This is a genomic window from Streptomyces sp. NPDC047042, assembly GCF_040644035.1.
Lineage (GTDB): Bacteria > Actinomycetota > Actinomycetes > Streptomycetales > Streptomycetaceae > Streptomyces.
The window spans coordinates 1-18,864 of sequence record NZ_JBEYVP010000069.1; the positions used below are offsets into that span (position 1 = coordinate 1).

The 18,864-nt window shown below is 66.0% G+C and carries 11 protein-coding genes and 2 pseudogenes; 6 read left to right on the forward strand and 7 right to left on the reverse strand.

Annotated elements, in window-relative coordinates:
- Nucleotides 1-213: 213 nt before the first annotated feature.
- The 4 genes from ABZ855_RS45870 to ABZ855_RS45885 all read right to left on the reverse strand — a co-directional run bounded on the left by ABZ855_RS45870 (nucleotide 214) and on the right by ABZ855_RS45885 (nucleotide 12,298).
- Nucleotides 214-6,519, reverse strand: coding sequence for an ATP-binding protein (locus ABZ855_RS45870; protein ID WP_360819212.1), 6,306 nt, complete (start codon nucleotides 6,517-6,519; stop codon nucleotides 214-216).
- Between the two features lie 61 nt (nucleotides 6,520-6,580).
- Nucleotides 6,581-7,561, reverse strand: a complete 981-nt coding sequence (locus ABZ855_RS45875; protein WP_360819215.1) for an ImpB/MucB/SamB family protein — start codon at nucleotides 7,559-7,561, stop codon at nucleotides 6,581-6,583.
- The gene (gene dnaE / locus ABZ855_RS45880; RefSeq protein WP_360819218.1) at nucleotides 7,558-11,013 is read right to left on the reverse strand and encodes a DNA polymerase III subunit alpha; all 3,456 of its coding nucleotides are present in this window, start codon (nucleotides 11,011-11,013) and stop codon (nucleotides 7,558-7,560) included. Before dnaE ends, ABZ855_RS45875 begins: the two co-directional genes overlap by 4 nt.
- 322 nt (nucleotides 11,014-11,335) lie before the next feature.
- Nucleotides 11,336-12,298, reverse strand: a complete 963-nt coding sequence (locus ABZ855_RS45885; protein ID WP_360819221.1) for a hypothetical protein — start codon at nucleotides 12,296-12,298, stop codon at nucleotides 11,336-11,338.
- Nucleotides 12,299-12,571: 273 nt separating this feature from the next.
- On the opposite strand from ABZ855_RS45885, the gene ABZ855_RS45890 reads away from it, so the two are divergent.
- From ABZ855_RS45890 to ABZ855_RS45910, 5 genes and pseudogenes are all read left to right on the forward strand, one after another.
- The gene (locus tag ABZ855_RS45890) at nucleotides 12,572-12,835 is read left to right on the forward strand and encodes a helix-turn-helix transcriptional regulator (RefSeq protein WP_266379502.1); all 264 of its coding nucleotides are present in this window, start codon (nucleotides 12,572-12,574) and stop codon (nucleotides 12,833-12,835) included.
- A 158-nt stretch (nucleotides 12,836-12,993) separates the two neighbouring features.
- Nucleotides 12,994-13,878 (forward strand): DUF6083 domain-containing protein, encoded by an 885-nt coding sequence (locus ABZ855_RS45895; protein WP_360819225.1) that lies wholly within the window; start codon nucleotides 12,994-12,996, stop codon nucleotides 13,876-13,878.
- Nucleotides 13,875-14,336 carry a hypothetical protein gene (locus ABZ855_RS45900; protein WP_360819228.1) on the forward strand — a complete coding sequence of 154 codons (462 nt, stop codon included), beginning with the start codon at nucleotides 13,875-13,877 and terminating at the stop codon, nucleotides 14,334-14,336. The genes ABZ855_RS45895 and ABZ855_RS45900 overlap by 4 nt, the downstream gene beginning before the upstream one ends.
- A 51-nt stretch (nucleotides 14,337-14,387) precedes the next feature.
- Entirely contained in the window at nucleotides 14,388-15,866 is a 1,479-nt protein-coding gene (locus ABZ855_RS45905) for a UvrD-helicase domain-containing protein (RefSeq protein ID WP_360819231.1), read from the forward strand.
- Nucleotides 15,867-15,879: 13 nt separating this feature from the next.
- Nucleotides 15,880-16,476, forward strand: a pseudogene (locus ABZ855_RS45910) (class I SAM-dependent methyltransferase); the annotation flags it as partial.
- Here the strand turns inward: ABZ855_RS45910 and ABZ855_RS45915 are convergent.
- From ABZ855_RS45915 to ABZ855_RS45925, 3 genes and pseudogenes are all read right to left on the reverse strand, one after another.
- Nucleotides 16,473-16,625: pseudogene (locus tag ABZ855_RS45915) on the reverse strand (integrase core domain-containing protein); the annotation flags it as partial. The pseudogenes ABZ855_RS45910 and ABZ855_RS45915 sit on opposite strands and share 4 nt — an antisense overlap.
- A 168-nt stretch (nucleotides 16,626-16,793) precedes the next feature.
- Complete coding sequence (locus tag ABZ855_RS45920; RefSeq protein ID WP_360819234.1) at nucleotides 16,794-16,946, reverse strand: hypothetical protein; 153 nt, start codon at nucleotides 16,944-16,946, stop codon at nucleotides 16,794-16,796.
- 105 nt (nucleotides 16,947-17,051) lie between these two features.
- Nucleotides 17,052-17,498 (reverse strand): hypothetical protein, encoded by a 447-nt coding sequence (locus ABZ855_RS45925; protein ID WP_360819237.1) that lies wholly within the window; start codon nucleotides 17,496-17,498, stop codon nucleotides 17,052-17,054.
- Between the two features lie 90 nt (nucleotides 17,499-17,588).
- Between ABZ855_RS45925 and ABZ855_RS45930 the strand changes: the two genes are divergently transcribed.
- Entirely contained in the window at nucleotides 17,589-18,860 is a 1,272-nt protein-coding gene (locus ABZ855_RS45930; RefSeq protein WP_360819240.1) for a TIR-like protein FxsC, read from the forward strand.
- Nucleotides 18,861-18,864 lie beyond the last annotated feature (4 nt).

The window sequence follows — 18,864 nt, forward strand, 5'->3', positions numbered from 1 at the left end:
AAGGCGACGGCCACCACGAAGTAGACCCACTCAACAGACCGGGGTCGGTCCCATTACATGAGCCGACCCCGGGAACATTCCGTGAGCGCCCACAAACGCGATGCGGCAGGCGGCGGTTCCGGTGGTGCCGAGCTTGCGGTACCCCATGGTGTTTTTGTCGTTGTGCGGCTCAGGCTGCAGGCGGGCGGTTGTCCCGTCCCCCTAACTAGTTCTTCAGACGTCTCTGGCCAGTTCTCTGTGACTCGATTGCCTCTCTTCGGGACGGCCTCGCCGTCTGCTGGCGGGCAGAGTTCGGGTCACTGCCAGGGTTCGCTTTAGTCTCGAAAATGCGCTGCAGAGTTCGGCATAACCTGTTTCGCTCAACTGCACCTGCCACGTCTCCGTGCAGGTTGCGTGTCGTGGCGGTTGGTGGCTGAGCTGTCCCCGGACCAGAAGCACGGTGCGTGCCCGCCACTGGCCATCTTCTCCCCTCCATGTGAAGAGTTCGCGTGGGTCGTGGTGCCATCCAAGTTCGGCGCTGACGGCCGGATGGAGCGCGAGCCAGTCTCTGTGCGGGGCGTCCGTCCAGTCTTCGTGGCCGTGGACAACCAGCTCCTTGGCAGGCCAGTCGAGGCTACGACTGGCCGGGTACCGGTCGACTTCGGCGTGGAACGGTTCCCATGCTCGGCGCTTCGGAAGGAGCAATGCTGCACTGAGGGCAAGGCCATGAGTCGTGCGAACCCTGCGTTCCTCTTCGGGTCTTCCCCATTCCAGGCTGCGCCACTGGCCGTATTCAGCCAGCACGTAGGGCCTGGCGACCGCGGCGTATGCACGCGCGTACTCGTCTGCGGCTGGTCCTGCTTCGGCGCACCAGTTGTCGACGTCGTAGGAGGCAGTCCCTTCGGGTCTCCAGATAGGCGGCAGCCATTCTGGGAGCGGCTGAGGTTCAACGGTGACGATTTGCTCATCTACCAGGCCGAAGTGGTATGCAGGAAGGGTTGGTGCGTCACCCAGCGCACCAGCGTCAAGCAACTCACCGAGTACCGTTCCGACGGCTCGGCGGCCGACCATATACGCCCAAGGGCGATAGCTGTGGCGCTGTTGACGTGAGGTGAGACGTTGCGCGTGAGCACGATGTCCTCCCTCGGTCCAGCGATCAGTGTTGGACCTTGCAACCGAGGCGGCCCTGTGGAGAACCGACGAGTCCTCCAGCCCAGTGATGTCGGAGAGCATCTGAAGGGCAACATCGAACGGGCCGAGCATGTGACGCGGATTGTGTAGATCTAGGTGCGGGGTTCCGTGGCGGTCCTCTTCTGGGACCGTGCGTTCGGGAAGAGGTGGAAGGGCCAGGCCATACGCGGCAGGACGGGCTCGGTGCGGTGGCTTCTCCAGCTCAATGTCGTACAGACGGGCGAAACGGCGAGCGAGGTCTCGGGAGATGCCGTCGGTCTCGATGGCAGCAACCTGCAGGGCGGCGACGAGTTCAGCGGACACCGCGGTTGCCCGTTCGCCTTCGGGTGCGGTGATCAGGGTGAGCAGGGCGGCCTCGCACGCCCATCCGCCTTGTGTGACGGTCTCGGCGAGAATGGTCTGGATCACGTGCTGGTGGCGTGTACTCAGCAACTGAAGTGCCCGTCGTGCGCCGAAGTCGAGAGAGCGGACGGGGTGCCCGAGATACAGCGCTACCCATCGTGCCAGAGCCTCGACGGCCGGGATCGCTGCTGCCGGAACTGCAGGGATGTCCGCGGTGTTGGTGGCGGGTGGCGCTACCTCGTCGAGGTAGGCCTCGATGTCGGGCCAGGCTCGGGCGACGGTTCCGGGTTCTGTGACCAGTTGGGTGATTTCTCGGATGTCGTCGGGCGATAGCTGCGCGGACAAGGACCCGGTGATGAAGGTGTTGGCGAGGTCTTGTCGGGCGAGTTGTACGAGGGCGGGGTGCCGGTAGTGGAGTGCGGCGTGGAGGATGGCCAGCCTGGTTCCCCCATCGTGGTAGCGCAGCCATCCATAGGCTGGCGTACGGCTGAGCGCGTCTTTGAGGGCGGCCGCGGCCCTGACGGGTTCGCCGGATTGTGCAGCCAGCGCTGCCAGTCTGCCCAATGCTGATCCTGAGAGGCGCAAGCGCCCGGCTTGCTCCAGCAGAGCACGGGCCTGGGCCGGAGTCGTGGAGGTGATGATAGCGGTTGCCTGCTCGACGGCCTTGTCCCAGCCCCCCGGCGGGGGTTCTGCAACTGTTGCTGCAGTTCGAAGTGCCGTGAGCAGGCTGCCCAGGGTCTGGACGCCCGGTGAAGCGTCTCGAGTATCCGTAGGCGTGTCTTCGATGGCCTCTTCGTGGATTGCCTGTTCGGTGACGTCCCGTTTCAATTCCTGGACGGTCCAGAGCTGCTGGGCTCGCTCCAGCGCCGTCACAGCGGCGGCGGCAAAGCTCTCCGTCCTGCGGGCCTGTACGGTTTTGGCGATTTCCTCAGTCGGCTCGGGCGTGATCGGGAACAGCAAATGGACCGCGACAGCGGTGCTGTCCGCCACAGAAACGTCTGGGTGCTGGCAGGCGGCAAGCACTACGGACTGGACAGCGTCGGTTTCGCTGAGCGCTCCCGTTGTGCACAGCCACTCAGCCAAACCGCAGGCTAGGGAGGGGTCACGGGCAAAGGCCGAAGCGATGACCTTTTCCGCGGCGCTTGAGGCATGACGGCCTGAGCTGGCAGCGGCGATACGCGAAGCGTAGGTGAGGACCGTCGTGGTGAACTGAGAAGGAGACATCTCTCCCTCGTCTGCAGCGGTGACCAGCCAGTCGAGCCACTCCACGAGTTGCCGGTCATGATCGCTCGCATCGATGCCGAGCGATGTGTCTACCGCGCAGCGAGTCGCTTGTCGGGCTGCCTGCTCGTCGCCAGCCAGAGCCCAGGCTCGCGCTTGCGCCAGCCACAGCGACACCCTGTCATGTGGTTCGGAGGACCAGTCGTTGATCACTGCATCGAGCCGTCGAAGCTGGTCCACGGCCCATGAATGGGCGTCGGAGTGAGTCTTGAGAGCGGCCTCGATAACGGCCTGCTTGCGCTGGGGAGGCCAGTAAACGGCCCGTTCTTCGCTCGCCCAGGCTGTATCGAACCGCGACAGCAGGCGTTGCAGTCCGGCGCTGCCGTGCTGTCTGGCCGCGAGGTCAACTAGCCTACCGAAGAGCTCAAGAGCAGCGTCGCGAACGATGTACCAGCCTGTCCAGTCACGGGTCTCCTCGGATGGTACTTCTAGCAGGCGGACAATCGGATCCGCCTGTGCCGGCACATCGGGCGGGTCTCCGAGACCCGCGGAGACACCAAGTCGCTGTCCCTCCATCTGGGCCAGGACGCGAAGTGCTCGCCGGAAACGCGCGTTGCCGGCATCCCGCGATGTCCAGTCTGAGGTCGGCATGAGGTCCGACTGTGTCGGATCTGGATGGACTTGCCGGAGTCTGTTGAGCCCGATCAGCGTCCGGAAGGGGGCGAGGCCTTCTTGCCCGGATACGGTGGATGGCCAAGCAACGGCGGTGCCGGGGGGCACGAGTTCGCCGATCTCGGGCGCGCTGTTGAAGCCGTTCTGGACGAGCAGCTCGGCGGTGGCAATCCGGATGCTCAGGTGTACAGCAGGTGACGAGCCGTTGGCTGGCAGCTCTTCATCGTCCTCTTCGTCCGCGTCCCCTTCTTCCGCGTTAAGTTCGATGATTTCGCGTGCCCATCGCAGAAGCTCGGTTCGCGCTTGGTCCTCTGACGCGGCCTTGGCCCGCATATAGCGGGCTCGAGCGCGCCAACTGGGTGTGGCCTCGGCATCGATCACGGCAGTCAAGGCGTCGAGGGCGGCCTCGTCGCGGGTCTCGATGAGGAGATCGAAGCAACGTGCATGAGCGAAGCTGCGACAGCTGGTCGTGCTCGCCCCGCGTTCGAGCCGGTCCCGCTGCTCGCGGAGCAGCGTCTGCCGTGAGGACCTTGCCGCCTCGTCGTCTGCCGATTCCTCCGGTACTTCGATGCTGAGCACCGACTCATCCTCATCGTTTGGAGGATGGGGAAGTTGGTGGTCAAGCTCGACCAGTACCGCGTCGAGACCGGAGAGGTTCCATGTCACTTCGGCCCAATCGGCAACCGCGTCCGGCGACGGATCTTCTTCGCCGGCAATTCCAGCCAGGCCACCGCAGGCACGCAAGATTCTCTGGACCGCATCCACATTGCCGCTGTTGACAAAGGTCACGGCATGAGCAAGGGCCGCCTTCCGTGTGATCCGCAGTCGTCCGCCTCTGGCGATGTGGTCCAGAGCCAGCCGTGCGTCGAAGGCATGCACTGCGATCGCAAGAGGCTCGTTCTCCAGGACCATCTCGCGCAGCCGAAGTTCGCTGAGGAACACCAGCATGCGCAGAAATGCCTGCGAATCGTCCAGCAGGTTGGCAGAGCGCAGCGCAAGCAGCGCGTGGTCTCGGACCGTGGCCAGAGGCCGCAGATCGATCAAAGACTGACGCAACCTTTGCGGCGTGCCAAGAGCCAGTACGCGGTCGTGCTGACCGCCTAGAAAGAGGTGTACGACTGCTTCGTCTTGGTACAAGCTCCACTCGGCCCCGGAGTTCCCGCACACGTCCGCAAGTTGCATATGGAGCCCGCGTTCACGCTCCTCCTCAGCCGTACCGGCGACGTGAGCCGTGGCGTCTGCGAGATAGCTTCGGAAGCTGTTGTGGATGAAGCGCCAGTCATCACCGGCCTTGTGGAAGAACGTTGCAGCTTGGTCGGCGAACGCGGAGATTGCATGCTGATCGGCCCAGGTCGATAGCCAGCGCAGGTTCACCGGTACACGCAGGCGCGCGACCATCCCCAGCAGGTCAAGAACTTGCCGGTCTTCTCGCACAGCTTGGAGGTATCCGCGGTAACGCGCGGCAACATCGCCACCATAACGCGATGCGTCGGCGAGCAGATTGTCTGCCAGTTGGCGTCGCGCTACTTCATCGGGCTCGCTGCCTTCCAGTGCGCTGAATTCCTGCAATAGGTAGGTGAGGGCGAGGGGGTGCCCTTCACTGGCGTCGATGACCTTCGTCATTTGACCGGGATACAGCCAGTCACCATGGCCAGCTGCATTGGTCAGGTACTCAATTTCTTCGGCGGACAGCGGAGGCAGCATGGCGATACGGTCGTCTTGCTCCAAAGCCGCCTGCACCGAAGCCGGAAGGATGCTTGTGGTCTGGGTGCCCAGGATGATGAAGACGCCATCGGGCAATGCCGCCGGGTTGGGAAGCTCTTCCAGCAGAGAACGCGTCGGGTTCTGTTCTCGCGGGATGTGATCAAGGCCGTCCACCACGACGATGGTTCGCTCGCCACGCGTCATCCACCGTTGGCCAGCCTGGTCGAGCTGGTCGCTCAGCACGGAGCGCTGGGTGCGCAGGTCGTTGCCGATTCCGTGGCGGTGCAGGCCGCTTTCCTGCAGAGCAAGAGAGACGTCGTGCAGAAAACTGTCCGCTTCTCCCCTGCTGCTGAGCGGGTCAGGTGCATCGGGCACGAAAGCGTAATAACGCGCTACATGTCCTTGAATCTTCAGGCTGGCCAGCAGTGTTGACTTTCCAGATCCAGCTGGGCCGACCAGTGCCAGGTAACCGCCCGACAGACGCTGCAGCCGAAGCTCGAGAGCCTCTCGGGCCACCTCGTTCGTTGTGTACACCGTTGGGACCGGGAACTGGTGGGGATGGCGGTACCGCAACCGGTCCTGCCAGCCCAGACGTTCCATCAACTGGTCACGACTCAACTCCACCGGCTGTGCCGGGTCCCGCACGATCTCCTCAAGCGTGTACGCCAGGTGCGCAACCTCACCGTCAGTCGGTTCGTGATCAGGACGGAGGAGGGGATCTCCGAGCAGGAGACCGAACCTCAGTTCCAGGTCACCCACGAAGGCAACGAAATCATCGTCGGTCAGCTTCGTGAGCATGCGTAGCGCTTCCCAGACAGGTGCCCAGTCGACAACTTCCACAAGTTCGGCCAGATCGCTCCACTGCCTAGTTCCTTGCGCGATCTCAAGCCGTACCGGCTCAAAAGAGCGCGCGAGAAATGTGGCCAGACTACGAGTGCCTGTGGCCGTAGCGTGAGCAATAGGGCTCACGCCCCTCGCTTGCGTGTTTGATGCGTGATTGTTCGTGCACAGGTGGACGGTCAGGGGCTCCGGTGCGGCCGTTCGCATCCTTATCCATGCAGCCGCAAGCTGTGTCAGCAAGCCAGGCTTCTCGCCCTCTCCACTCGTCAGGTCGCCCCATGTGAACGACCCGGCAGGTTGCGACCACTTCACCTGCAATGCGTGGCGTCGCGACCCCGACTTGAATTGGAAATCATCAGCCACGCCAGCTTCTGGATCGGCAACTCGGATCCACTCCAAGGTTGGGAGTTTGGCGAGCACCACACGAGCAGCCAGCCCATATTGGCCGCCGAAACCCACGACGGCCGCTACCTCACCCCTACTCGGCTGCAACAGAACCTCCTGCTCACACAGCGACAGACCCTCAGTATGGCTGGGCATCATTCCCTTCGCACAGTCGAGCAGTTCCAAGGTCGGCGCTCCAACGCGGCGGTCGCCTTCGCCAGGAAATAGGCGTTCTCAGCATAAGCGGTCAGTTCGCCAGAGCAGCTGGGCGTATAGCCCCCGGTCCGAAGCGCCGACGGGCGCGGTCTGCGGCGGCTTCAGCCGCACGGGCGCGGGCATCGCCGGGGTCCAACAAGAGCTGGCGGTAGGCCCTGTCGGTCGGCAACAGGTCGTCTGCGCGGATCGTGAAGGCGCGAACTCTCGCTCGCTGCAGTCCGAGACCCGTCAGCAGGCTCAGCGCAGCCACGGTGAGTGCGGGCGAGTGGTTGGTGGGTTCCGGCAGGGTGCGGGTACGTGTGGTGGAGCTGCGGTCGGCGTATCGCACCGTGAGGGTGAGTCGGCTCGCGATCTGGCTTTCGCCGCGCAGGCGTTGGCCGATCTGGTCGGCAAGTCCCAGAACTGCGCGGTGGTGCTTTGCGGGGTCGAGGCAGTCCCGCTCCAGCACGAGGTCGGCGATCAGGTGCGCTGCGGGTTCGGCGGGGACGACCGGACGAGGGTCGTGGCCGCGGGCGCGCTCGGTCAACAGCCGTGCCTGGCCTACGCCGAGGAGCCGTTGGAGGGTCAGTGAAGGCAGGCCGGTGATCTGACCGATGGTGTGCAGGCCGTATCTGTGAAGCGTTTCCGCCGTGGTGCGGCCCACCCCGGGCAGCGCGGTGACGGGCCGCGGGTACAGCCAGTCGGCCACGTGATCAGCGGGGATCCAGGTGGTCTCTCCCGGCGCGGATGCGTCGGCCGCCATGGCCGCCAGCATGCGGTTACTCGCGAGCCCGGCGCTGCTGTCAACGTCATAGAGAGCCTTCAACCTGAGCTTCGCCAACTGAACGACGTCATAAGCGGACAGGTCGAAATATCTGATGGCCGACGTCAGGTCGAGCTGGACGGCGTTGGGCGGGACAGCCTGGACATGAGGCGTGACACCAGACATCACTTCGATTACATCGTTGTACTGAGGCCCGTTCAGCGCGGCGTGCAGGTGAAGGTGAGCAATGTGCCGCTGCCGTGTAGTCATCCTGCGCTCCCCGGACTGGTGTAGCCGAATTTCTTCAGGTCGGCCGAGCGGGTGCCGGCGGGTTGTAGGTCTGCGTACGGGTGGAGGCGGGCGCCGGTGGTGCCGTTGGCCAGCGTGCGCTGCGGCTGCGCGGGGGTCGGGTGCGGGCGGTCGGCGCCGAGGAGGGCGAGTGCGGCCTCGGGGCCGTTGTCGCGGCGGGCGGCGGCGATCTCGTCCAGGTCCCAGGCCATGGTGCCGACGACGGTGCGGCGAGTGCCGCGCACCTGGACCGTGCCGCGTACGAGCAGCAGTCCGCTGTGGAAGACGGTGTGGGCGCAGGCCGGGTGGGAGTCCTCGAAGAAGGCCAGGTCAACCAGGCCGGAGCCGTCCTCCAGGGTGACGAAGATGATGCGCTTGCCGCTGGCGATGGGCGGGGTCTGGGTGGAGGCCCGTACGCCGGCGACGAGGACCTGCTGACCGGCGCGCAGTCCGGCCAGGTGGGCCGCGTCGGTCGCGCCGATCTCGCGCAGCAGGCGGTGGTGGTGTTCCATCAGGTGCTTGGAGACGTCGATGCCGAGGGTGCTCAGCTCGGCACTGAGGGCTTCGCGTCCGGTCAGTTCCGGCAGGCCGCTCGGCTCCGCCCCGCCCACGGGGCCCGCTTCGATGGGCAGTTGGCCTTTGCCGGCGGATCGCGTGCGGGAGGCCCGGTGGAGTTCGGCGATCTGGAGCAGCAGGTCGCGTCGGGTGAGGCGGCCGTCGTGGAGGGAATTCAGGGCGCCGATTTCGGCGAGGCGTTCGGCAGTGGGTCTGCTGGGGCGGGCTCGCTGCCAGAAGTCGGAGAGGGATCCGTAGGGCTGGCCTTTTTCGATTCGTGCGCACTCGTCCTTGCTGATGCCGTGTACCGCGGAGAGGGCGAGGCGTACGCTCCGCTGCTCTCCGTCGGTCTTCTCCACGGTGTGTTTCACCTGGGAGTGGTTGATGTCGACGGGTAGGACTTGTACGCCGCGGCGACGGGCGTCGGAGACAAGGACGCGCTTGGGCCACATCCCGGGGTCGTGTTCGAGCAGGCCTGCCAGCAGGTATGCGGGGTGGTGTGCCTTGAGCCAGGCGCTCTGGAGGGCGGGTACGGCGAACGCGACCGCGTGGGCGCGGCAGAAGCCGTAGGCACCGAAGGCCTCGACGGTCTTCCAGACCTCGTCCCGGACGGCCGCGCTGTAGCCGCGCGCGTGTGCCAGGCCGTGGAACCAGTCCTTGAGCTTCGGCAGGCGGTCTTTCTCGCCGAGCGCCCGTCTGGCGATCTCGGCCAGCGCGTAGTCGCAGCCGGTCATGACCGACAGGGTCTCGATGATCTGCTCGTGCCAGATGGTCACGCCGTAGGTGTCGGCGAGCACCGGTTCCAGGTCCGGATGCGCGTACGCGGGCGTGCCGCCGTGGCGGGCGGCGATGTACCGCTCGGGCATGCCGCCGGCGACCGGGCCGGGGCGGAAGAGGCTGATGTCGGCGATGACGTCCTGCGGATCGCGTGGCTGCAGCCTGGACAAAAGGTCTTGTTGGCCGGCTGACTCCAACTGAAATACGCCCAGGGTCTGGCTCTCCTGGATGAGCTTGAACGCGAAGACGTCGTCGAGCGGCACCTGCTTGGGATCGTCCAGGTCGATGTGGTTACCGGTCGTCCGTTCGATCTCGGCGACGGCGTGGGCCATCGCCGATTGCATGCGCACGCCCAGCACATCCAGCTTGATGTTGCCCAGGTCCTCGATCTCCTCCTTCGCCGCCATGGCCATGGGGTAGTCACCCTGCGGGGTGGGCTGCACCGGCAGCCGGTCCAGGAGACTCGCGTCGCTGATCACCACGCCGCAGGGGTGCATGGCCATGCCGTGGACCAGAGAGTCGAGACCCTCCGCGAGCTCCCACAGCGGTCCGTACCGGTGCGCCTCGGCCGCCAGCTGCCGCAGTTCGGGCAGCTCGGCGAGCGCACCGGTGATGTCGGAAGCCCTCAGGTGCGGGAAGCTCTTGGCGATCCGGTCGACGTCCGCGGGCGCGATGCCGAGGGCGAGGCCGGTGTCGCGCAGGGCGCGGCGGGCCCGGTAGGTCTCCGGCATGGCGGTGACGGCGACACGTTCCTTGCCGAACCGGTCGAAGATCGTGTCGTAGCACTCCAGCCGTCGGGCGGATTCCACGTCTATGTCGATATCGGGCAGGGATGCCCGGCGCACGCTGAGGAAGCGTTCGAACAGCAGACGGTGGTCGAGTGGGTTGGCCGTGGCGATGCCCAGCGCGTGGCAGACCATCGAACCGGCGCCCGAGCCGCGGGCGGCGACCCTGATGCCCTTGGCCCGGATGTCGGCCACGACCTGGCCGACGGCAAGGAAGTACGAGTCGTAGTCCAGCGCGGAAATCACCCTGAGTTCCTCGCTCAGCCGGTCGAGTGCCGCTCGGTCGCGGTCCAGGCCCCGCCGGGTCATGCCGGCCTCGCATTGTCGGCGCAGCAGTTGTGCCGCTCCCCCCGCTCTGGGCTCGGCGCCGAAGAGCGCGGGTTCCGGGAAGTGCCGCGTGCCCAGCCCCAGGTCCGCTTCGGGGTCGACGGAGCACAGGGCCGCGGTGGCGGTGGTGTCCGCCACCAGGCGGTGTGCTCGCCGGGCATCGGCTCCGGCGCATGCGACGACCAGGTGCGCGACGGCTGTCATCGCCCTCTCGTCCTTGAGCCAGCGCTGCCCGCTGTCCAGGCGGCGCCGGTCGATGGGCCGCAGCAGCCGGGCGGCGTCCAGGACATCGGCGAGGCGGTGCTGGTCGGGATCGGCGTAGCGGACGGCGTTGGAGAGCACGGCGGTGGTGCGGGTGCGGTCGGCTAGCGCCAGGGTCCGGGCAGCAAGGCGGAGGGACCCAGGACCGAGGGAGAAACGTTTATGCACTACGGCTTCCAGCCTGACGCCACTCCCGAAGATCTCCCGCCACGGCGCCAGCAGCTTCATCGCGACGTCCTCCCGGCCGGCCGCCAAGGCCCGCACAGGCTCCGAGAGCGGCCCTAGCAGCACGGTCAGACCGGGACCGCCGTACTCGCGCAGCGCCTCCCATGGCACCACCACCGGTGCCGCACCGGACGCGGTACCAACGTGGGCCGCCGACGTGATGCGGCACAGCCGCGCCCATCCTTCCCGGTTCTGCGCCAGCAGCACGCACCGCAGCGGCGGCTCGACGACATGCGCGCCACCGCGCACCGGGGTGCGGCGCCGCTGGGCGGGTGGCGGGGGCGCCAGGGCCTCCACCGCCAGGTCGACACCGAAGATCGGCCGCACCCCGGTTCCCGCGCATGCCTGCGCGAACCGGACGACACCGGTAACCGTGTCCCGGTCGGTGAGCGCGAGCGCCGTCACACCCCGCTCGGCCGCCCGCAGCACGAGATGCTCAGGATGGGCCGCGCCGTAGCGCTCGGAGTAACCGGACGCGACGTGCAGATGGGCGAAGCCCGCCATGCCGCACCTCCATCACTCCACCCCATTTCGACCTTTTTAGGTCGTATGACCGATACAGTCATCGTACTCTCGTTCGATTACTCTAACCTCATCAGCCCCGGTCAGCGACATAATTCGAACGCATCATCGGTTCGACAGTGGTGGGAGCGGTAACCAGAACAGGTGCCGCGCCGTCACATCCCCAACCGGGCGGCATGGTTGGAGGAATCGCCCCAGTGGTGCGCACCGCGCTGCAGTCGTCGAGCGACTCAAGCGGAGGGAGGTAACGTCATGTCGCGCAAACGGCACTTTCCGTAACGGGGTGAGTGTCGGAACGGACGGGTCAGTCGGACCTCGCAGAGGCGTCGGATCGGCCGGCTGCCCGCTGACGCTGATCGCCCTTCGGTCGCAGTTCCCAGTACAGATCTCCTGAGGCGAGGGCTACGCTCCAGGAGATGAGAGATGTCGCCAACCGATCGAGTACAGGGAACAGGGCCGCAGGAGCGAGTCCACACTCACGCTCGGTCCGGTCCATCTCGGTACGCCCGCGACCGGTCGAGGAGTCCGTGTATGCCGCGAGGCATAGGGCGGTCAGCCGCAGAGGCGGATCGTCGGTGACCGTGTAGCCGTCTTTCGTCGCGCGCAGCGCCCAGTCGGCGGCGCGCCTGCGGTCTGGACGCGCGGGACGCTGAGCAAACAACACGTCGTCGAGGATCTGGGCGACCACTGTCCTGTCGGTGGAGCCCGGGGCGGGCGGCGTCCTGTGGAGCCACCGTGCCTGCTCCAGCTCACTCCACGGAAGCGGGTCGCGGGCGAGGCGAAGGCTACGCAGGACCCCAACCGGCAACCGGACCTGGCCCTGAGAATCCATGCGTAGTGCGCACTGCACGGCGAGCAGCCGGGCCGCAGCTCCGGTATGGCTCGGCAGGGCTGAGGCCAAGTAGCTGAGCATCTCCCGCACCTGAATCTGGTCGCCCGGCCCGCGGAGGCGGCGTTTGCGGCGGCGTGAGGTGCTGTTCGGCGACGTCATGGCTTCGCGCGGGAAGGTTTCCGGAACCACGGCGGCTTGTGTCGTCGCCGAGGCGCAGGCTGTACACGCATCGGCAAGTCGCCAGAGTCGTCCGCCCCGCTCGCGGGCGAGAAGCAGGCGGATAGGGCCCGCGCAGCCGCGGTGGCGGGGATGCCAGCCGCAGCCTCGCTCGTGGCACTGGCAGGTGCGCATGTACGGCGGCAGGGCGTCACGCCGGGCATGTCCGGCCAAATGTTCGAGCGCCGCGGACCGTGCGGATGCGGCGGCGATCAGCACGCCTCGGTGGTCGCACTGTCGGCACACAAGCTGCGGCCCTCCAGGGCTGGGCCGCAGCTCGACAGTCCAGGCATGCCGAGTTGTCGGGCGTGTTGTGCAAGGCCTCATAGGGCGCGCTCCTCCCAATCCCGTCCCGCGCCGTTTGTCAGCTCAAGAGAGTGACGGCCGCACACGGTAGTGCAGACCTCTGCCCTCTCGCCCGCGCTGCCACCTGGGGAAATAGGGCAGAGGTCTGCACTGACAGGGCAGGGGTCTGCCCCGTCGGATGGTCGGGTGACGATCTTTCCGCCCGATCCGGACTTCGAGGCGCTCCGCCAGGAGCTCGCGCGCCTGAGGGCGGCCAAGGCGTGGAGCTACGACGAGCTCGCCGCCCGTAGCGGCCTCGCCAGACGGACCCTTATCGAGATCGAGCAGGGCCGCACGATCGGAACTCTGAAAACCTGGCACGCCCTGGCACACGCACTGAGCACCCCGCTCGACGAGCTCTTCGCCACCTTGTGCAGGGGACACGAACCCCCTGCAAAGACTGACGGATGACGGCCTCCGTGACGGCAACGCCAACCACCCAATTCGGTGACTCGGCGCGAACGCGTGATCGTACATCCGAAAGCCAGTTTCGCTAGATGCGGCAGTCTGGGGGACACCTGCGGCAGTGACGCCGATGGGACGGCGTGTTGGCTGGCAGGTTCGCCCGCATGCGCTCCACACCCCCTTCTCCACGTCGTTGGGACGGCAGCCACGCCCGCGACCGCGCAAGGCGTTCCCTACGCGTAAGCAGCGACAGCGCCAGCCGCCTGTTGCGATGCGGCCAGTGTGGCCGCTGCCGGGATTGCGGCAACCGAATCGAGTGGTACCACCGCACCAACGAGCGGCCCATTCCTCTGCATCCTCACGAGCTGCTGGCCAAGACGGTGCCCGCCGCCTGGCACTGGCACGTCAGCTCGGGTGTCGCCCATCCTGCGGGCGACGGCAGCAACTGGTGCCGCCTGCCGCACGCCATGCTGTGTCCTGCCCGCGACAACCTTCCGCCCGTACCCGAATTGACCGGACTGCGCCGTGCCCTGGCGGTCAACACCCGCCGCCTGATCGACAGCGGCGGATTCGTTCTCCCTTCCGCCGTGCCGAACACCGAAGTCTCACAGATGACTGCGTGTCGGCCGCCTCGTCCTGTTGTGCAGCTCCTGTACGTCCGTTACCTCGCCAACCGACCGGTGGACGCGATCCAGTGTGTCGCCCAGACCCGACGCCGCCACCGCTGCGGAAGTCCACTGCTCACATCTGGGTCCAGGCCAGGGGTCTGGACTCTCGTGCCCACCACCTCAGCGCACGGCCAACTTCCTTTGCCTGGAGCGGTCATGGCCATCTACGCGCTCACTGGCCTGCCTTATGCCGAGCAACTGCGCTGGAGGGCTCAACGCTGCCCTGAGCACGCCGCCGCTCCCACAGCTGCCGACGTGGCGGTTGCCGAGTGGGAGCCCTTCGACCCCCTCATCCACCACGAGCACATTCACACGAGGCTCCCGACACTCAGCCGAGGTCGAGGGGCGGCCGGACGGATCCGGAGGGGGCCACAGCCGTGACCGCGCACCATGCGATTGAGATCACCCTGGCCAGGCCGGCTACCAACGGTGAGCTGCGTCGTGCGCGTCGTGTCGTGGCTCTGGCCAGCAACAACGACCACACCCAGCTGCTGACTCTGCAGCGTGCCAAGACTCCTGGGCGCGCGCTGCGAGTACTCCGGCATCGACTCGATGCTGTGTTGCCCATCGATGTCCTGACCACCCATTACCCGGACCGACAGGGCTGTGTCCTGGTGAACTTCGCTCTCAGCCGCACCGCCCGCACTGCCATCCGCCAGGCTGCGGCAACCCATGGTCAACGGCCCCAGGACTTCCTACGCCAGAGCGTGACCGACGCCGTTGCCCGCCACCAAGAAGAGCGCGCCCGTCATCTGACAACCCAGCTGGAAGGGCTACTGGCTCAGTACACCCCGGAAGAACTGCTGTTCTGCGCAGCGAGCACTCTTCTCAGCCACTAGAACCGCCTGTCAAGCGGTAAGTCCTCCACCACTTCTCCCTAAGGAACCTTTGTGCCCACCCCGACCGACGAACAGGTCCAAGCCACCGACACCTTCCGAACAGGACACCACCTCGCCCTGCAGGCGGGAGCCGGTACTGGCAAGACGACCACCCTCGCGATGCTCGCCGCCAGCACCAAACGACGCGGACGCTACATCGCGTTCAACAAGGACATCGCTCGCGATGCTGCCACGCGCTTCCCCCGGACGGTGATGTGCAAGACGGCCCATGCGACCGCGTACGCAGCACTCGGTCACCGTTATGCCGACCGACTGAACGGCCCCCGACAGCCCGCCTGGAGGACCGGCCAAGCCCTCGGCATCAACCAGCCCATCCGCATCGGCGATGACGAGATCAGCCACAAGACGCTCTCCCACACAGTGCTACGCACCGTGACCCGCTTCTGCTACTCAGCCGACCGCGTTCTGGCCCGCCACCACGTGCCGCATCTTCGCCGCCTAGCATCGCCCGCCGAGCACGCCCAACTCGCAGACGTGGCCCTGCCATTCGCGACCAAGGCCTGGGCCGACCTGCAAAACCCCGCCCATGGTGCGGTCCGATTCGAACACGACCACTACCTGAAGATGTGGGCTCTGACCGAGCCAAGGATCGAAGCGGACTTCCTCTTCCTCGACGAAGCCCAGGACACCAACCCCGTCTTGGAACAGGTCTTCAACGCCCAGCGCGACCACGCCCAGCTCGTCATGGTCGGCGACTCTGCCCAGGCCATCTACGGCTGGCGCGGTGCGCGCGACGTGATGACCGACTTCGACGCCACCGCCCTCACTTTGACCCGCTCCTTCCGCTTCGGCCCCCTCCTCGCCGAGCAGGCCAACCGCTGGCTCGAACTTGCCGAAGCACCCATCCGCCTGACCGGAAGTGAGAGCATTTCTACCGAGGTCGGGGACATCGCCAACCCGGACGCGGTGCTGTGCCGCACCAACATCGGTGCCATGGCCGAAGTCATGCGCCTCCTCTCCGAGGGCCGCCGCGTCGCCCTGGCCCGTGGCGGACACACTCTCGCCGCACTGGCGCTGGCGGCTCGCGACCTCAAAGAAGGCCGCCGCACCAGCCACCCGGAACTCGTCCTCTTCGCCTCCTGGGGCGATGTGCAGGACTACGCGACGTATGACCCGGCCGGCGGCGACCTTCAGCCCTTCGTCGACCTCGTCGACACGCATGGCCCCGACGCCATCCTCGCCGCGGTCGACGAACTCACCGACGAGGACCATGCCGACGTAACCGTGTCCACCGCTCACAAGGCCAAGGGCCGCGAATGGCCCACCGTCCGCATCGGTGAGGACTTTCCCCCTCCCAAAGACACCGACCAACTCGACGCCAAGGGCCACCCAATCCCGGAACCCGTCAACGACACCGACGCCCGTCTCGCGTATGTCGCGGTCACGCGGGCACGCCAGCGGCTTGACCTGGGTGGGCTGTCGTGGATCGACACTCTTCCTGTCGGTGGCCCGGCCCAGGCTCTGGCCTAGTTGCCGACGCGACGTCGGTCTTGCGAGTCTTGGCCTTGACGTGGTCGCCGCAGACGCCAGCAGTGGGATGGTTCGCCGGACCGAGAAGGCCGCCGTCGAGCAGGGTGTCTCGCTTCGAGCCCTCCGCGCGAGTTGGGACGAGTTGCCCGATCATCTGGAGGACTCCACGTTCGATCTGGTGTTCTGGGTCGGCAATTCGCTCGGGCACGCTGAGGGCGCAACTGGGCGCCTGACCGCACTGGATGCGATGTCGCGGCTGCTGAATCCGGGCGGACGCCTTGTACTCCACTCACGTAACTGGGAGCTCGTGCGCTCCGTCGGCTCACGGGTAGACGTCCGCGATCGACTGATCCGCCGCAACGACCGCGATGCGGTCGTCAGCTACTACTGGCAGATCGAGCAGTGCTGGGAGGAGGAACACTTCCTCGAGATCGTGGTCGCCCAGATCGAGCCGGATGGGGCAGTGCGAGTCTGCTCGGAGTGGTTGTCCATCTGGCCCTACCGGTACGAGGATCTCGTGGCGCAGTTGCGGAGTGTCGGGCTCACGGTGCAGTCCACCACCTTCGACCCCGAGAGTGATGGATACCTGGTGGTCGCCAGCCGCGACTAGGTGTATGAGGCCAACACGTTGGTGACGCCCTCACACAGTCGAGAGGCTGGCGGCTGGTCGGCTGCTCCGCTGTGGGGCCGGTGGTAGTTGTAGTGGATGTTCCAGCCCGTGAGGGCTTCGCGCCGCTGGTCTTCGGAGGTCCAGGTGCGGAAGCACGCCGTTCGCCGGTCAGCCCGCCCCCTTGCGCATACCTCATGCAGTCGGCATACCGCAGGGATCATGAGGCGTCAGCTTCTACGACACCACGATTTGAAGGTCAGTAGGCAGCACTGCGCCCATCGGGCAGCGAGTCCCGATGGGCGCGAGGACGGTGGCTGTCAGCGGCCGGTGTGAGGCGGGAGGGCATGCTCGACGAGGGCGGTCAGCTCGGCGCGGGTGCGCTGCCCGGGGATCCTCGAGGTGCGGCGCAGGACGGCGGGGGCCCGGTCCGCGGGGACGATCCGGATGCCGTCGACCACCAGCTCGGCCACCGGGTGCCCGTCCGGGGCCGAGGAGGGCGGCGCCGCCGTACATGAACACGACCTTCCGGACGCGGACGCCGCCGAGGCGGCGGTCCACCTCGCGGGCCTCCCACTTCAGGCTTCGAGCCAGTCGGTGACGTCCCGGCGGCCGTGGAGCAGGCGGCCGACGCGGACGGTCAGCGGCCAGCGGGCCGACCACCATTTCGTGTCGCCGACGGTGACCTCCCCGAGGGGGCCGATGACGACGTGGTCCACGTTCTTCCCCCGCAGCCACCGGTCGTGAAGCACGCTGAAGCCCTCGCGGACGAGGACGTCGAGGAGGACGCCGACCCGGGCCTCGGACTTGGCCGCGGCCTGGAAGCGTCCCGCGCGGGTCCCGGCCTTCGTCTGGATACCGAGGGCGTCGGCGACCCGGACGAGGGGGTGCGCAGGGCGCGGGCGTGCCGTTCGGCCGAGGCGCCAAGTGGCTGGACCGAAGACGTCGGGCCGTGGCCGGCCGCGGGGGTGCCGTACCTCGGCGGCGGCCGCAGGGATCGGCTCAGCGAGCAGTTCCTCGGACACTTGAGTAAGGGTCTGAGAGTATGACCCATAGAGTCTGATGGGTGCGCTCACTACAGCAGAGGTAGCGAGCTGGGACAACGAGGTGTCGCCATGGCGGAGGTGTTCCTCAGCTACAGCGGTCAGGATGATGAGTCAAACCTGGTCACCGACTTCTTTGGCGACCTGTGTGAAGAACTCCGCCGCATCACCACACTGGACTCCAACCAGATCGGCTATCAGTACACCCAGATGCGCGCAGCGATGGAGTGGCGCAAGGTACTCGCAGACGCCCTCGGAACATGCAAGGTATTTGTGCCGTTATTGTCCCCGCGATATTTCGCTAGCGAGTTCTGCGGAAAGGAATGGTGGGTATTTTCTGAGCGCCAGCGGTTGTACGTGGAAAGCACGCCAGGCGCACAGCAACCGCAGTGCATACTTCCGATTATGTGGGAGATGTGCTCACTCAACGGCAACTCCGGAATCCCGAAAGTGGCAGCGGATATCTGGATGGATGATCCCGCATTTGGTGAGGTCTATGCCGAGCGAGGGCTCCGCCAGATCGTGCAGTTGAAGAAAAAATACGACACCGAGTACACGGAGATCGTGATTGCGCTAGGGAAGCGCGTAGCGGAAATTATCCAAGGCAGTAAGCTTCCTAATTATAAGATGCCTGAGGAAACTGATGCATTGAACAACGCTTTCGCGACGGCCGATATCGAAATAAATTCCGCCGAACCCGGCCTCTCGAACGTACCGAACCACGAGCCGTCAGGTCCTAGACATGTCAGACTGGCTGTTGCAGCCAGCACTCGAGATGAGATCAGCGCCGTACGACAGGACACCTCCGGCTACGGCAGCCGACCCGACGACTGGGCCCCCTATCGTCCCGAAGCCCCCGACCCTGTGGTGGGCTACGCCATCGATGTTGCGCGCGAACTGAATCTCATCCCCTACCCCCAGCCCTTTAACGACGAGATGCACGTACTGCTCGACTCCGCAGAGGAAGAGAATCAGCTTGCCGTCATCATTCTGGACCCTTGGACGATGAAAATTGAGAATCGACGCAAAGCGCTTGAGGAGTACGATAAGAGGCTGTCCGTCAACGTCGGCCTGGTGATCCCTCACAGTGCAGCGGACGACGAGACGAAAGCCTATGCTGACGCCCTGCACAATGATGTGAAAGTGCTTTTCAAACGACACACCAGGGCGCAGCAGTCAACCCTATGCTATCCCCTGGAAACCGTGGCTACGTTCAAGGAGGGCATCCGACACGTTCTCGTCGAATTGACCCGGATGGTTCTCAATGAGTTCACCCCATCCCGAGGTGTTACTGGTCATTCTTTCGTCCCGCGTCCCGTCCTCGACGGGCCAGGAGAGGAGTAACCTC